Consider the following 15,704-nt stretch of genomic DNA (forward strand, 5'->3'; position numbering starts at 1 on the left):
GCCCTCATCGCGAGCAAGCTCGCTCCCACAGGGGATCCATTGTGGACACAAATCTGTGTGCACTTGTGATCCCTTGTGGGAGCGAGCTTGCTCGCGATAGCGGCCAAAAAAACAACAGATATCCTTCAGAGATAACCACCTTTGAACATCCAACCCAGCACCTACTCCCCAGACACCGCCGTCCCCCTGGACAAACGCGTCTTCGGCGCCCGCGATCTGTTTTCCCTGTGGTTCTCCCTCGGCATCGGCCTGATGGTCTTGCAGGTCGGCGCCTTGCTCGCACCGGGCCTGGGCCTGAGCGGTTCGTTGCTGGCGATTTTCCTCGGCACACTGGTGGGCGTCCTGCTGCTGGCGGCGGTCGGGGTGATAGGCAGTGACACTGGCCTGTCAGCCATGGCCGCTCTCAAGCTCAGTCTCGGCGGCCAGGGCGCGAGCGTGCCGGCGGTGTTGAACCTGTTGCAACTGATCGGCTGGGGCTCGTTCGAAATCATCGTCATGCGCGATGCCGCCAGCCTGCTTGGTGCACGGGTCTTCAGTGAAGGCAGCCTGGGTTCGAACCCGCTGCTGTGGACGCTGTTCTTCGGCGCCCTGGCGACCCTGCTCGCCGTGAGTGGGCCGTTGACCTTCGTGCGTAAGGTCCTGCGCAAGTGGGGCATCTGGCTGCTGCTGGCGGCGTGCATCTGGTTGACCTGGAACCTGTTCGCCAAGGCTGACCTGGCGGCGTTGTGGGCCCAGGCGGGCGATGGTTCAATGCCGCTGGCGGTGGGATTCGATATCGCGATTGCCATGCCGTTGTCCTGGCTGCCGCTGATCGCCGACTACTCACGTTTCGGCCAACGCGCCAGGAACGTCTTCGGCGGCACGGCCGTGGGTTTCTTCATCGGTAACTTCTGGTTGATGAGCCTGGGCGTGGCCTACACCCTGGCGTTCGCGCCGAGCGGTGAAGTCAACGCGTTGCTGCTGGCCCTGGCCGGTGCCGGGCTGGGCATTCCGTTACTGCTGATTCTGCTGGACGAGTCGGAAAACGCCTTTGCCGATATTCATTCGGCGGCGGTGTCCAGCGGCATGTTGTCGGGGCTGAAGGTCGAGCATCTGGCGTTGGCGATTGGCGTCATTTGCACCTTGATCGCCTGCTTCGCACCGTTGGCGCAGTACCAGAATTTCCTGTTGCTGATCGGCTCGGTGTTCGCGCCGCTGTTCGGCGTGGTGCTGGTGGACCACTTCATCCTGCGCAAACGCAGCAGCCAAGTGGTGTCAGCCGCGTTGCGCTGGCCGGCCCTGTTGGCGTGGCTGGGCGGGGTGAGCACTTATCACCTGCTGGCCAATTTCTACCCGGACATCGGCGCAACCCTGCCGTCGTTGGTCCTGGCAGGGTTGCTGCAACTGTTGCTGGGTCGGGCCTTCAGCTACGGCCGGGGAACAGCTCGGGCTTGAGGATGCCGTTGAGGCGTGGGTAAGGGATCTTCAACTCGATGTGGCCCAAGGCGTACGGCGCGATGGTGCTCACTTCGTACTTGAGGATCACCCCGCCGTAGGTCAGTGCCACGTTCGGGGTTTTCTGGAACGACCACTGTTTCAGGAAGTCGGGCTCCTGATCCAGTTTGGTGCTGATCAACCAGCTGTTGTGCGCAACCTGGGCGGCTTTCCAGAAGGCCTCTTCCTGGCCTGGCAGCAGCATGTCCGACAGCGTCAGCACCTTGTGCTGTGGGCGCGAATAGTTGATGAAACCGCGCCCCGGCGTACCGTGGGCACCGCCGGTGTCCAGGTAGCTGGACAGTTCGATGATCACCAAGCCGTCATGCTGCTCACGTACCTTGGCTTGCAAATAGCTGCTGTTGCCCGGGGCGGCGCTGCGCAAAAACTGCTCGCGATAGGCGGCCAGCGTTGGCGCCACCGGGGCGCCCGGGGTGGAGCGGGCCAGTTCCAGCAGGCGTTTTTCGACAATGCCGTCCAGGGTCGGTTCGGCGGGAAAGCGCAGGGTATCGATGTTCACTAAGGGGCAGTTGGCGCTGGCGCAGCCGGGTTGCAATTGCTCCGAGGCATCGCGGGTGGTTTCCAGCGGTGCGCGGTAGTTGGGTTCGAACAGGCTTTGGCAAGCGCCCAGGGTCAGGGCAATGGCGGCCACGGAGGCAGTTTTGAAAAGCGACATGGGCGTCCTTCATGAAACAGGGAAAGGCGAAAAGTTACCCGCTTCGACTGTCAGCAGGACAATCAGTTCGCCACTAAGCTCATTAGAGTTCTTTCACCTTCTGCCGTCCATCTCGATGAGTGGAAAGGGGCTGCATCAAAGGGTATCGCCGCGTTAGGATGGCGCGAAGCCGAGGTTGGAACCTCGTATTGATCGACTGTAAACGAGGATTGTCATGACCGATTTCGCCAACGCCACACCGAGCACCGTGGACATCGTCAAGCGCGAGAGCTGCTACCAGGGTTTCTACAAGCTCGATCGCGTCCTCTTGCGCCACGAATTGTTCGCCGGTGGCATGAGCCGTGAAATCAGCCGTGAACTGTTCGTGCGTCATGACGCGGTGTGCGTGCTGCCCTACGATCCGCAACGCGATGAAGTGGTGTTGATCGAACAGTTTCGTGTCGGCGCCATTGGCAAGGCCGCCAACCCTTGGCTGGTGGAGTTGGTGGCCGGCCTGATCGACAAGGACGAGCAACCGGAAGAAGTTGCTCATCGTGAAGCGCAGGAGGAAGCTGGGCTTGTCTTCGCTGCGCTGTGGCCGATGACCAAATATTTTCCATCGCCGGGCGGCAGCAATGAGTTCGTGCATTTGTACCTGGGGCGTTGCGACAGCACGGGGGCTGGAGGCCTGCATGGCCTTGTAGAGGAAGCGGAAGACATTCGGGTGAAAACCTGGGCTTTCGAAGATGCCTTGCAAGCTGTGCGCGACGGACGTATCTGCAACGCGGCCAGCATCATTGCCTTGCAATGGCTGGCCTTGAACCGCGATGAAGTGAGGGGGCTATGGTCCTGAACAAGCTGCGCGATCGCTATCGCGTCGATCTGGTGGGGTTGCAGGCCGCCTGCGAGGCCAACTACGCCCGCCTGATGCGCTTGTTGCCGGACATGCGCAACGACCCGGCACCACGCCGCATCGCCGTGACCCACGGCGACCAGATGCTCGGCGTACTGGCCCTCGAAGTGCTGCAGACCTGCCCCTACACCACGACCTTGCAGGTGCGCCAGGAACACAGCTTGCCCTGGTTGCCGGTGCCGCAGCTGGAGGTCCAGGTCTATCACGATGCGCGCATGGCCGAAGTCGTGAGCGCCGAACATGCACGACGCTTTCGCGGCATCTATCCTTATCCCAATGCGTCAATGCACCAGCCGGACGAAAAGGCCCAGTTGAATCTGTTCCTGGGGGAATGGCTGAGTCATTGCCTGGCGCTGGGCCACGAGTTCGAAGTCGTTCGGTAATTGTCTTTCAAATACTGGACACTGGTTGTGAACCGGTTCCGGTTCGCGGGTTTCCCCTTTCGATCTTCCCCAGCATAATTGCGGCGTCATCCAACGGCGTGAGTGCGCCTGGGAGAGAGCGATTTGCCGAACGTATCCATCCTGACCAGCGCCGATGCTGCGTTGCTGGTCCAGCTATCCGACAGTCACCTGTTCGCCGAGGCCGAGGGTTCGTTGCTGGGCATGAATACCCGTGACAGCCTGCGGGCGGTCGTTGACTTGGTGCTCAAGCAGCAGCCGAAGATCGACCTGATGCTGGCCACGGGGGATTTGTCCCAGGACGGAATGCTGGAGTCCTATGAGGCGTTTCGGCAGATGAGCGGGCGAATCGATGCGCCGGCGCGCTGGATTCCGGGTAATCATGATGAGCCGCAGGTCATGCTGGAGGCGGCGGTCCAGAGTACGTTGCTCGATCCGGTGGTGGATGTTGGAAACTGGCGCATCACCCTGTTGGATTCCGCCGTGCCGGGGTCGGTGCCGGGGTTTTTGGCTGAGGAGCAATTGATTCTGTTGGCCAATGCCTTGAGTGAGGCGCCGGAGCGGCATCATCTGGTTTGTCTGCATCATCATCCGGTGTCGATTGGGTGTGGGTGGATGGAACCGATTGGGTTGCGCAATCCGGAGGCGTTGTTTGCGGTGTTGGATCGGTTTCCTCAGGTGCGGGCGGTGTTGTGGGGGCATGTGCATCAGGAGGTTGACCGGGTCCGTGAGGGGGTTCGGTTGTTGGCTTCGCCTTCGACCTGTATTCAGTTTGAGCCGGGGAGTGAGGATTTTGCGGTGGGCTCGCAGGCGCCGGGGTATCGGTGGTTGCGGCTTTGGCCGGATGGGCGGTTGGAGACGGGGGTTGAGCGGGTGGTTGGGTTTGCTTTTACCCCGGACTATGAGTCCGACGGTTATTGAGTTTTGATTGAGTACATATCCATTGCTGCGGTAACGGCTGCTTAGGGTTCCGCCCTGACGGCGGCTCACTTTTGAGAAGCGCAAAAGTAAGCAAAACGCTTTGCCCCACCACTTGGTGCCTCGCCTAGGCTCGGCATGCCCTCACTCCGGCATTGCTCCGTGGGCCCGCCGCGAAGGGCCATCCATGGCCCAGCGCGGCTATCCCGGCATCCATGCCGGGATGCCCGCTCCACAATGCCTACGTTCGGCCAGCGTGGTTAACGGGGCGCCGAAATCAACGTCCACCGCGAGGCGGCCTTATAGCCGGCCTGGCTCTTTTGTCGTACTCCGATCCAATTGTGGGAGCGGGCTTGCTCGCGAAGACGGCGGCACATGCAATGCAGATGCAAGCTGACCCACCGCTTTCGCGAGCAAGCTCGCTCCCACAGTGGATCGCTGGTGTACACAGATCTTGTGGCACAGCAGGTCCATTGTGGGAGCGAGCTTGCTCGCGATGGCGGCCTGACAGCCGACCAGGGTTTGTGGGAATGGTCGGACACACTTTCTGATTCAAGTAGATTTTTCCGACGAGTTCTGGCGGTTGCCGGGTGGGAAGGGCTGTCGCTAACCTTTTTCGGCCGCTGCAAATTCAGCGGCCGGGCCTGGAAACCCGATGAGTAAAAGGCATATCAGCGAGTCCCGTGAGATACTGCGGCGCTTTGAGCGTTCAGTTCTGCGTTATGGCGGCTGTGCGCGGGAGACTTTCGAGTCTACCGGGATTGCCTTTTACCTCGGTTTTCCAGCCCGTGCATAGCTGCCACCCTCTCGCCTGGAAACGGGAGATGGCGGTTCCACTACGTAAAAGGAACTACATCATGTTCAAAGCCACACCCAATCCCCCCGAAACCGATCCCTCATCAGCCCACGCCGGGCTCGATCCCCAAAAACTCGATGAAGCCGCCAAGCGCGTCATCGACCACTATCTCGACCCCAAACCTCAAGCCAAAAAGAAAAAGCCCTCAGGTCAACTGTTCACCGTCGTGGACGGCGTCGACACCGAAAGCCTACTGGCCAACCTCAGCGAAACCCTGGCCTCAGCCGATGCCATGGTCAGCGACCTTGCCTTCGACCTGGAAGGCTCCCGACGCCATGTTGCCCTTGGCATTCAGCAACTGATCGAGCTGGGCGTCTTGTTGGCGAATCGGATGCTGGACAACGTCAATACACAACCTTGACCGCACCGCGCGCAAAAGCGAGCAAGCCCGCTCTCACTGGAGAAACGTGATCACCCAAAACCAGGCCGGCTATCAGGCCGCCTCGCGGAGGACGTTGATCTCGGCGCCCCGTTAACCACGCTGGCCGAACGCAGGCATTGTGGAGTGGGCATCCCGGCATGGATGCCGGGATAGCTGCGCTGGGCCATGGATGGCCCTTCGCAGCGGGCCCACGGAGCAATGCCGGAGTGAGGGCACACCGAGCCTAGGCGAGGTGCCAAGTGGTGGGGCTGAAGCGCTTTGGTTACTTTCGCGCTTTTTCGAAAGTGACCCGCCGTCAGGGCGGAACCCTAAGTGGCCGTTACCGCAGCAACGGATATGTACTCGGTATACAAGAGAAGGGTCGGATGTAAGGGCCGCTTCGCGCCCCAGCGGGGATAAATCCCCTCGCCACAGGGTTTTGTGTTGTCTTGGATGCACAGATCACCCCCAAACCCCCACAAACTCCCTGTAAACTCCGGCCTTTGCCCAACACCCAGGGAGTCGGCAATGTCGGGTTCTATCCTTTATATCCACGGCTTCAACAGCGCCCCCGCGTCGACCAAAGCCAGTCAGCTGATCAAAGTCATGGCGCAATTGGGCCTGAGCGACCACCTACAAGTCCCAGCCCTGCACCACCACCCCCGCCAAGCCATCGGTCAGCTGGAACAGGCGATTGCACAACTGGGCCGACCGCTGCTAGTCGGCAGCTCGCTCGGCGGCTACTATGCGACTCACTTGGCCGAACGCCACGGCCTCAAGGCCCTGTTGGTCAACCCGGCCGTCAGCCCGCATCGGATGTTCGACGGTTACCTGGGCACACAGAAGAACTTGTACACCGACGAAACCTGGGAATTGACCCACGACCACGTGACGGCTCTGGCCGAGCTGGAAGTGCCGGCGCCCCAGGATCCGCAGCGGTATCAGGTATGGTTGCAAACCGGTGACGAAACGCTGGATTATCGCCACGCCCAGCAGTATTACCGCGCCTGTGCCTTGCGCATCCAGGCCGGCGGCGACCACAGTTTCCAAGGGTTTGCCCAGCAGTTGCCGGCGCTGTTGAGTTTTGCCGGCATTGGCGCCGATTTGTACCAGGCGATCGACTTCACGTCGCTGTGAGCCATCGCCCCTTTTTCATTGAACACTGACGACGAGACCCCATGGCCACTCCCAGCGCTAGCTCTTATAACGCAGACGCCATCGAAGTCCTCTCGGGCCTCGACCCGGTGCGCAAGCGCCCCGGCATGTACACCGACACCAGTCGGCCGAACCACCTCGCCCAGGAAGTCATCGACAACAGTGTCGACGAAGCCTTGGCCGGGCATGCGAAGTCGGTGCAGGTCATCCTGCACGCCGATCACTCGCTGGAAGTCAGCGATGACGGTCGCGGCATGCCGGTGGACATACACCCTGAAGAGGGTGTGTCGGGCGTCGAGCTGATCCTCACCAAGCTCCACGCCGGCGGCAAGTTTTCCAACAAGAACTACCAGTTCTCCGGCGGTTTGCACGGGGTGGGTATTTCCGTGGTCAACGCCTTGTCGACCCAGGTGCGGGTGCGGGTCAAGCGTGACGGCAACGAATACCAGATGACCTTCGCCGATGGCTACAAGGCCACCGAGCTGGAAGTGATCGGCACCGTCGGTAAGCGCAACACCGGCACCAGCGTGTATTTCGCGCCGGACCCGAAGTATTTCGATTCGCCGAAGTTTTCCGTCAGCCGCCTCAAGCACGTGCTCAAGGCCAAGGCCGTGTTGTGCCCGGGGCTGCTGGTCAGTTTCGAGGACAAGGCCACCGGTGAGAAAGTCGAGTGGCATTACGAGGACGGTCTGCGCTCCTACCTGGTGGACGCGGTCAGCGGTTTCGAACGCCTGCCCGACGAGCCGTTCTGCGGCAGCCTGGCCGGTAACAAGGAAGCGGTGGACTGGGCGCTGTTGTGGCTGCCCGAAGGGGGCGAAAGCGTCCAGGAAAGCTACGTCAACCTGATCCCCACGGCCCAGGGCGGCACCCACGTCAACGGCTTGCGCCAGGGCCTGCTCGATGCCATGCGTGAGTTCTGCGAGTTCCGCAACTTGCTGCCCCGTGGCGTGAAGCTGGCACCGGAAGACGTTTGGGAACGCATCGCCTTCGTGCTGTCGATGAAGATGCAGGAACCGCAATTCTCTGGCCAGACCAAGGAACGCCTGTCGTCCCGTGAGGCGGCGGCCTTTGTTTCCGGGGTGGTCAAGGATGCGTTCAGCCTGTGGCTCAACGCTAACCCGGAAACCGGCCTGGCCCTGGCGGAGCTGGCAATCAACAACGCCGGTCGTCGTCTCAAGGCCAGCAAGAAGGTCGAGCGCAAGCGCATCACCCAGGGGCCGGCCTTGCCGGGCAAGCTTGCCGATTGCGCCGGGCAGGACCCGATGCGTTCCGAGCTGTTCCTGGTGGAAGGTGACTCCGCCGGTGGTTCGGCCAAGCAGGCGCGGGACAAAGAGTTCCAGGCCATCCTGCCGTTGCGGGGCAAGATCCTCAACACTTGGGAAGTGGACGGCAGCGAAGTGCTGGCCAGCCAGGAAGTGCATAACATCGCTGTCGCCATCGGGGTCGACCCGGGCGCCGCCGACATGAGCCAACTGCGCTACGGCAAGATCTGCATCCTGGCCGACGCCGACTCCGACGGCCTGCACATCGCCACGTTGCTCTGCGCCTTGTTCGTCCAGCATTTCCGCCCGTTGGTGGACGCCGGTCATGTCTACGTGGCGATGCCGCCGCTGTACCGCATCGACCTGGGCAAGGAAATCTACTACGCCCTGGACGAAGCCGAGCGCGATGGCATTCTGGATCGCCTGGTGGCCGAGAAGAAACGTGGCAAGCCGCAGGTCACCCGATTCAAGGGCCTGGGCGAGATGAACCCGCCGCAGTTGCGCGAAACCACCATGGATCCGAACACTCGCCGCCTGGTGCAGTTGACCCTGGATGATTTTGAAGCGACCTCGGAAATGATGGACATGTTGCTGGCGAAGAAGCGCGCCGGCGATCGCAAGACCTGGCTCGAATCCAAAGGGGACCTGGCCGAGGTGCTGGCCTGATGCGCAACGGGTTCGCCCTGGCGTTGTGGCTGTGGGCGGGGGCGCTAGTCGCAGGACCTGCGCCGGAACTGAAGCTGCTGTCCGAGCACGCCGTCGATGGCATGCGCGGCGGCAACCTGTCCGGGTTGGCGCTGTGCGGCGGCGAGATGTGGACGGTGTCCGATCGCGACGATGACCGGATTTATCGCCTCGTACCCTCCGAGGCGCGGGCCTGGCAGGCCGAGGTGGTTGAAATCCAGATGCCGAAGGTGCCGGACAGCGGGTTGCCCTGGGGCTTGAGCTCGCGGACCTGGGCGGCGTCGTTCCTGCGCGGTGGCGAGCTGGATTTCGAAGGCATCAGCTGTGACAGCGCTGGCAACCGTTATGTGGTCAGTGAGTCCTATGCCGCGGTGTTGCAGGTACCGCCGTCGGGCCCCGCGTCCTGGTTGAAAATCGCCCCCACTCTGATTCGCCAGGCCCGCGCCAGCGGCATGTTGCTGCATTTCAATGCGTTGTTCGAAGGCTTGGCGATCAACCCGGCCGGTGACCAGTTGTGGTTGGCCGCCGAGCGCGAACGTCGCGGCCTGCTGCTCATCAAGCGCCAGCAGACGGTGTGGGACTGTGACGGCAATTGTGTGTTGCTGAGCGAAGCCGGGCTGGAGATGCAGCCGGCGCAATTCCCCAAGGCCAAAGCGGTTTCGCGGGATTTCGCTGACCTGTCATTGTTCAATGGCAAGCTGTTTACCTTGGAACGCAACGCCTATCAGGTCTGCCGGCGTGACCCGCAGACCGCCAAGCTGGAGCGTTGCTGGTCGTTCGCCGCCGAGGCATTGCAAGACAATCGACGCTATTCACAGGATTATGGCCTGGCCGAAGCGCTGGTGGTGGATGCCGAGGGCGCCTGGATCGGCCTGGACAACAACGATGGCGCGCGGGCCGACGGCGAACGACGTCCCATCATCTGGCGTTTCGCCGCGCCGGACGGTGGCTGGAGCGCCTCGCCATGAGCCAGCAACCGCCGGGCAAACGCGCCGGCCGGGTGCTGATGATTGTGGCCTGGTGCGCGGCGCTGTTCCTGGCAACGCGGTTTTTTGCCCAATGGGAGCAGCGTCAGCAAAACCCCAACACCGAGGTGTATTCGCAAAGAGGCGAAGGGTTTATCGAGGTGAGGCTGGTCGACAATACACAGGGGCATTTCGTCGCCAGCGGCCAGATCAATGGCCAGCCGGTGGACTTCATGCTCGACACGGGCGCCACCGACGTGGCGATCCCGGTGGAGCTGGCCGAGCGCCTCAAGCTGGAAAAAGGTTTCGGCGTGACATTGAGTACCGCCAACGGTTTGAGCGAGGGCTATCGCACCCGCATCGACCGCCTGCAATTGGGCGACATCGTCTTGCGCGATGTGCGTGCCCTGGTGGCGCCAGGCCTGGGTGGCACGCAAGTGCTGCTGGGCATGAGCGCCCTGAACAAACTTGAATTTACCCAGCGCGACGGCACCATGCTGCTGCGCCAGACAACGAACTGATGAGGCCCGCATGAGCGACATTCTTGCAGACAGCTTAGACGGCGTAGAACGCCGATCGCTGGCTGACTTCACCGAAAATGCCTACCTCAATTACTCCATGTACGTGATCATGGACCGCGCCTTGCCGCACATCGGCGACGGTTTGAAGCCGGTCCAGCGGCGGATCATCTATGCCATGAGTGAGCTGGGGCTGGACGCCGACTCCAAGCACAAGAAATCGGCGCGCACCGTCGGTGACGTGCTCGGTAAGTTCCACCCCCACGGCGACTCGGCCTGCTACGAAGCCATGGTGCTGATGGCCCAGCCGTTCAGCTACCGCTACACCCTGGTGGACGGCCAGGGTAACTGGGGTGCGCCGGACGATCCCAAGTCTTTCGCGGCCATGCGTTACACCGAGGCGCGGCTGTCGCGTTATTCCGAAGTGCTGCTCAGCGAACTGGGCCAGGGCACCGCGGATTGGGGGCCGAACTTCGACGGTACTCTCGATGAACCCTTGGTATTGCCGGCACGTTTGCCGAATATCCTGCTCAATGGCACCACCGGCATCGCCGTGGGCATGGCCACTGACGTGCCGCCCCACAACCTGCGGGAAGTGGCTACGGCGTGCGTACGGCTGCTGGACGAACCGAAAGCCACGGTGGAACAGCTCTGCGAACACATCCAGGGCCCGGACTACCCGACCGAAGCGGAAATCATCACGCCGCGCGCCGACCTGCTGAAAATCTACGAGACCGGTCGCGGTTCGGTGCGCATGCGCGCCGTGTACCACATCGAAGACGGCGACATCATTGTCACGGCATTGCCGCATCAAGTCTCCGGGGCCAAGGTCTTGGAGCAAATTGCGGCGATGATGCAGGCAAAACCGTCGAAAGCGCCGCAAGTGGCGGACCTGCGCGACGAGTCTGACCATGAAAACCCCTGCCGCATCGTGATCATCCCGGTCAACAGCCGGGTCGACCACGACGCGCTGATGCAGCACCTGTTCGCCAGCACCGACCTGGAGTCCAGCTACCGCGTCAACATCAACATCATTGGCCTGGACGGCAAGCCGCAGTTGAAAAACCTGCGGGCATTGCTGGTGGAATGGCTGGAGTTCCGGGTCAAGACCGTGCGTCGGCGCCTGCAATTCCGCCTGGACAAGGTCGAGCGCCGCCTGCACCTGTTGGACGGCTTGCTGATTGCCTACCTCAACCTGGATGAAGTGATCCACATCATCCGCACCGAGGAGCATCCCAAGGCCAGCCTGATCGCCCGCTTTGACCTGAGCGAAATCCAGGCCGACTACATCCTCGACACCCGCCTGCGGCAGTTGGCGCGCTTGGAAGAGATGAAGTTGCGGGCCGAGCAGGATGAATTGCTCAAGGAACAGGCCAAGCTGCAAGCCCTGCTGGGCAGCGAAGCCAAGCTCAAGAAGCTGGTACGCACCGAGCTGCTCAAGGACGCCGAAACCTATGGCGACGACCGTCGCTCACCGATCGTCGAACGTGCCGAAGCCAAGGCCCTGACTGAGCACGATCTGCTGCCGAACGAGAAAGTCACCGTCGTGCTGTCGGAAAAAGGCTGGGTACGTTCCGCCAAGGGTCATGATATTGACGCGACGGGGCTTTCCTATAAGGCCGGGGACGGCTTCAAGGCCTTGGCGGCCGGGCGTTCCAACCAGTTTGCGGTGTTCGTCGACTCTACCGGACGCAGCTATTCGGTGCCGGCGCATACGTTGCCATCGGCTCGCGGCCAGGGCGAGCCGCTGACCGGTCGATTAACGCCTCCACCGGGTGCAACTTTTGAATGTGTGCTGATGCCTGATGATGATGGACTGTACGTCATTGCATCGGACGCGGGTTACGGGTTCGTGGTCAAGGGTGAGGACCTGCAAGCCAAGAACAAGGCGGGCAAGGCGTTGTTGAGCCTGCCGAACAACGCCAAGGTCATTGCGCCGCGGCCGGTCAGCGATCGCGAGAACAATTGGCTGGCGTCGGTGACCACCGAAGGTCGCTTGTTGGTCTTCAAAATCAGCGACTTGCCACAGTTGGGCAAAGGCAAGGGCAACAAGATTATTGGTATTCCCGGCGAACGGGTGGCCAGTCGTGATGAATATGTCACGGATATTGCAGTGATACCGGAAGGCGCCACGCTTGTGCTACAGGCCGGCAAGCGTACGCTTTCGTTGAAGGCAGACGATCTTGAACATTACAAAGGTGAGCGCGGTCGGCGGGGTAATAAGCTTCCAAGGGGTTTTCAACGGGTCGATGCACTGCTCGTCGAAAACCTGAGTTAGGCGTGCTAGAGGGCTTGGTCTGCGATTAAAAGCCGCAGGCCGATGCTTTCGCGCTGGAGTCGCGGCGCATATTCACGGATGATAGGCCCTTTCAAGCGCCGGCGTGGCCGAGCGTTCTTCATAATGACCAAGTTTTTTTTCACTGTGGTAAGCCTTGTGGCCGCCACCTGGACGGGACGATGACTGCTCTGCGCCTTCCTATTTTGTGGCTCGCTGGCCTGCTTGGCCTGGCGGGCTGCAGCGTCAATCAGCCTGTGTCGCTGTATCAACTCGACAGTGGCACCCCGGCCCAGCCAGCGCAAAGCGCCGGCATGGCGGTTTTGCTGGGCCCGGTGTTGATCGCCGACTACCTGCAACGCGAAACTCTACTGCAACGCCAACCGGACGGCAGCCTGCAGGCCGCGGCTGACGGCCGTTGGGCCGGCAGCCTGTCCTCGGACATCGACCAGTTGCTGCTGCGTCAGGTGGCGGGGCATCTGGACAGCCAGCGCGTGGTATTGGCGCCGGCTACCCAAGGCTTCACGCCGGATGTCCAGGTGCTGCTATCGATCACTCGCCTGGACTCGGGCAAATCGCAACCGGCGGTACTCGATGCCCAATGGCGACTGATCGATCGCCGCGGCAAGGTGCGTGAGAACCGCATCGTGCACCTGCAAGAGTCGCACGCCGGCACTACCGCTGCACAGGTCCAGGCCCAGGGCGTGCTGCTGCAACGCCTGGCCGAGCAACTGTCCGTGGCCCTCAAACCGCTGGCCAACCAGCCACCGGTGGTCGAAGCTCCGCGTAAGGCCGCTCCGAGCCAGGCCAAGCCCGCTGAACCGGAAAAGTCCCCGAAGATCCCGATGGCCTTGCCAATTCGTACGGACATGGAAGTGTTCAGGTTCTGACGCCAGGACTGGATGCAAAACAAAGCCCGCGTTGACGCGGGCTTTGTTGTTTCTGTGGGGCAAGGGCTCTTATTCCTGGTGGGCGTCAGGCAAGATGAGTGCCCGGCGAATCGGGCCGCCCACAGAATGACAAGGAAGCATTAACCCCTATGAAAACGACAGTCAGTTGCACCTTTCAGATAACCGGTTGGGATGAGAAGCCATCGCAAGTGCTTGAAGGCGCTCCAAAACTTTCCCATGCCAATATCACGCAGTCCTATTCCGGCGCCATCGAGGGAACCAGTAGCGTCGAATACCTGATGTCCTATAGCGCTGACGGCACCGCGTGCTTTGTGGGTTTTGAGCGCATTTGTGCGGTGGTGGCCGGTAAACGCGGAACATTTGTTGCCCGGCATTCGGGGTCATTTTCCGAAGGCAAGGCGCGCAGTACCTGGAGTGTCGTGGAAGGCGCCGGCACCGAGGAGTTGGTCAATCTGAGGGGTAATGGCAGCTACGTGGCTGGCCATGGCGAGCCGGCGCAAGTGTCATTTGAGTATTCGTTTGAGCCCGACAGCTAAGATGCGTTGGGTGGGGTGCGACTCTGTAGTTGGATTTGCGCTGTCTGTCTTGGCCTCATCGCGAGCAGGCTCGCTCCCACAGGGGATTTCTGCAAGCCACAGGCCCGGCGTGGGAGCGAGCTTGCTCGCGATGGCGGCGCTGAAGACAACAAAAAGCCCGCAGACAATCACTCATCTGCGGGCTTCGTTATTTCAGTCCCCGGGACTCAGGCCTGGCGCTCATGCATTCGCGCCAGTTGCCGTTCCAGCATCGACGGATAAGGCTCCATCAGGCGCTCCACGCAGCACGCACCTTCGGGGCTGGCGATGGGGCGGATGCGGGCGCGTTGGCGGATCAGCGCATTGTCGTTGACCTTGCGCTCCACCAGCAGCAGGTTGCGGCTGTGTTGCGACAGTGCCAGGGCGTCCTGGGCGGTTTCGGTCAGCAATAGGTCGATCTGGCTCAGGCCGAACAGTCCATCGCCCAGGGTCAGGCCCAGTTGCAGTTGCAGGGTGATGCCGCTGTCGGCGACTTCGATCTGCAACTGGTGGCCCAGGGCCCGCAGCAACTCACCGCAGCAAATGGCGTTGGTCAAGTAGTCGTCACCGCTGTCTTCGGTATGGAACAGCATCAGCGTGCTGCCGTCGTTCAGGGTGTGCAATTCGCCCTGATACAGCGAGGCGGCCTGGTCGAGGCAGTCGCGGTAGCGTTCGAGCAGTTCCTTCAGGCGCGCTTGAGGCAGGCGACGCAATTGCTCCTGGGCGCCCAATTGCACCGCCAGCACGGCGCTGTGCTGTGGCTGGTCAGAGGCGACGGGCCTGGCGATCGGTTGCGGTTCCCCGGCAATCGACTCGTCCCGCAGGTCGGCAAAGGCATCGTCGTCTTCATCGTCTTCAGCCGTGCGCACCACGTGGCGAGGCGCCGGTTTGGCGGCGGGCATCGGCTGGCTTTCGTCGAAGCCCGGATCGCGCAGGTTGCGCACTTCGAAGCCTGGCTCGGCATCGTCGTCTGCGTAGTCGATGTCTTCAGGCTCCGGCACGGGCTCGGGTTCTGGCGCGAAGCTGGCGTGCAGTTGCCGGGCCAGATCGCCGATTTCATCCTGGCGCTGGGTGGCCGGGGTGTGTTCGTCGATATCCCGCAGCCAGACGCGCAATTGCAGCAGCGGCGTGGAGATGTGCCGGCCCAGGCGCAGGCTCAGGGCCAATGCCAGCGCCAGCAGGATCGCGCTGAGGATGCCCATGCTTTGCAGGCTGATGGTCATCGGTTGCTGGAACTGGTCCATGTCCAGGCTGATGCGCAGTTGCCCGGCGGTCACGTCCTGGAAGGTGATCTTGCTCTGGTACATGCCGCCGGACTCGCCCAGCAGGCCGGGCTTGGGACGCTGGCCGGCCTCGGCGAGGATGCGGTTGTCCACGCTGTAGATGGCAGCGTGGGCCACCAGTTTGTTCTTGGTCAGGTTGTTGAGCAGCACGTTGAGGCTGAGGATGTCGTTGGACACCAGCAGCTCGGTGGCGGACGTGGCGGTCTGGGTGGTCAGGCTCTCACCCAGGGCATCGGCCTGCTCATGCATGGCCTGCTTGAACTGCAGGCCCATCACGCAGGCATAGATGACCAGGGCCAGTGCGACCAGGATCACGTTATGGCTGGCAATGCGCAATGCAATCGGCACACGACGGTGGCGCAGTGCACGGAAGATCAGCAGGAAGAAGTTGTCGGTTTTGACTGGCGTGGGCCGGTTCACTGAGCTCGGCTCTTTGTCCGTGAAATTGACGCGCAGTATAGCGACAGCCCCATGACCGGCAAAGCACTGGCGGTGCCCGATGGTCACTGAATGTGGGTAG

General features: G+C 61.7%; 14 protein-coding genes. 12 read left to right on the top strand and 2 right to left on the bottom strand.

What is annotated here, in order from left to right:
* The first annotated feature begins 141 nt into the window (after positions 1–141).
* A complete protein-coding gene (gene cytX / locus LOY70_RS02645) occupies positions 142–1,434 on the top strand; it encodes a putative hydroxymethylpyrimidine transporter CytX (RefSeq protein ID WP_265033067.1) in 1,293 nt (430 codons plus the stop codon).
* Here the strand turns inward: cytX and LOY70_RS02650 are convergent.
* Positions 1,403–2,149: an RsiV family protein gene (locus LOY70_RS02650; RefSeq protein WP_265033069.1), complete on the bottom strand. Its 747-nt coding sequence runs from the start codon at positions 2,147–2,149 to the stop codon at positions 1,403–1,405. The two genes, cytX and LOY70_RS02650, sit on opposite strands and share 32 nt — an antisense overlap.
* Positions 2,150–2,363: 214 nt before the next feature.
* On the opposite strand from LOY70_RS02650, the gene LOY70_RS02655 reads away from it, so the two are divergent.
* From LOY70_RS02655 to LOY70_RS02705, 11 genes are all read left to right on the top strand, one after another.
* Positions 2,364–2,981: an NUDIX domain-containing protein gene (locus LOY70_RS02655; protein ID WP_265033071.1), complete on the top strand. Its 618-nt coding sequence runs from the start codon at positions 2,364–2,366 to the stop codon at positions 2,979–2,981.
* Positions 2,972–3,424 carry a DUF1249 domain-containing protein gene (locus tag LOY70_RS02660; protein WP_003186471.1) on the top strand — a complete coding sequence of 151 codons (453 nt, stop codon included), beginning with the start codon at positions 2,972–2,974 and terminating at the stop codon, positions 3,422–3,424. Before LOY70_RS02655 ends, LOY70_RS02660 begins: the two co-directional genes overlap by 10 nt.
* Positions 3,425–3,547: 123 nt before the next feature.
* Positions 3,548–4,363, top strand: a complete 816-nt coding sequence (gene cpdA, locus LOY70_RS02665; protein ID WP_265033081.1) for a 3',5'-cyclic-AMP phosphodiesterase — start codon at positions 3,548–3,550, stop codon at positions 4,361–4,363.
* 854 nt (positions 4,364–5,217) lie between these two features.
* The gene (locus tag LOY70_RS02670) at positions 5,218–5,577 is read left to right on the top strand and encodes a DUF6124 family protein (RefSeq protein WP_265033083.1); all 360 of its coding nucleotides are present in this window, start codon (positions 5,218–5,220) and stop codon (positions 5,575–5,577) included.
* A gap of 528 nt (positions 5,578–6,105) precedes the next feature.
* Positions 6,106–6,714: a YqiA/YcfP family alpha/beta fold hydrolase gene (locus LOY70_RS02675; RefSeq protein WP_265033085.1), complete on the top strand. Its 609-nt coding sequence runs from the start codon at positions 6,106–6,108 to the stop codon at positions 6,712–6,714.
* 41 nt (positions 6,715–6,755) lie between these two features.
* The gene (parE, locus tag LOY70_RS02680; protein ID WP_123345127.1) at positions 6,756–8,660 is read left to right on the top strand and encodes a DNA topoisomerase IV subunit B; all 1,905 of its coding nucleotides are present in this window, start codon (positions 6,756–6,758) and stop codon (positions 8,658–8,660) included.
* Complete coding sequence (locus tag LOY70_RS02685; RefSeq protein ID WP_265033089.1) at positions 8,660–9,646, top strand: esterase-like activity of phytase family protein; 987 nt, start codon at positions 8,660–8,662, stop codon at positions 9,644–9,646. Before parE ends, LOY70_RS02685 begins: the two co-directional genes overlap by 1 nt.
* On the top strand, positions 9,643–10,164 hold the full coding sequence (locus LOY70_RS02690; RefSeq protein ID WP_123415062.1) for a TIGR02281 family clan AA aspartic protease: 522 nt from the start codon (positions 9,643–9,645) through the stop codon (positions 10,162–10,164). The genes LOY70_RS02685 and LOY70_RS02690 overlap by 4 nt, the downstream gene beginning before the upstream one ends.
* Positions 10,165–10,174: 10 nt before the next feature.
* Positions 10,175–12,439: a DNA topoisomerase IV subunit A gene (gene parC / locus LOY70_RS02695; protein ID WP_265033091.1), complete on the top strand. Its 2,265-nt coding sequence runs from the start codon at positions 10,175–10,177 to the stop codon at positions 12,437–12,439.
* 179 nt (positions 12,440–12,618) lie between these two features.
* Positions 12,619–13,326 carry a membrane integrity-associated transporter subunit PqiC gene (locus tag LOY70_RS02700; protein ID WP_265033093.1) on the top strand — a complete coding sequence of 236 codons (708 nt, stop codon included), beginning with the start codon at positions 12,619–12,621 and terminating at the stop codon, positions 13,324–13,326.
* A gap of 149 nt (positions 13,327–13,475) precedes the next feature.
* Complete coding sequence (locus tag LOY70_RS02705; RefSeq protein WP_265033095.1) at positions 13,476–13,883, top strand: DUF3224 domain-containing protein; 408 nt, start codon at positions 13,476–13,478, stop codon at positions 13,881–13,883.
* Between the two features lie 206 nt (positions 13,884–14,089).
* On the opposite strand, the gene LOY70_RS02710 is transcribed toward LOY70_RS02705, so the two are convergent.
* A complete protein-coding gene (locus LOY70_RS02710; protein ID WP_265033097.1) occupies positions 14,090–15,604 on the bottom strand; it encodes an AhpA/YtjB family protein in 1,515 nt (504 codons plus the stop codon).
* Positions 15,605–15,704 lie beyond the last annotated feature (100 nt).

The sequence above is a fragment of the Pseudomonas sp. B21-054 genome, assembly GCF_026016345.1.
Classification (GTDB): Bacteria; Pseudomonadota; Gammaproteobacteria; order Pseudomonadales; family Pseudomonadaceae; genus Aquipseudomonas.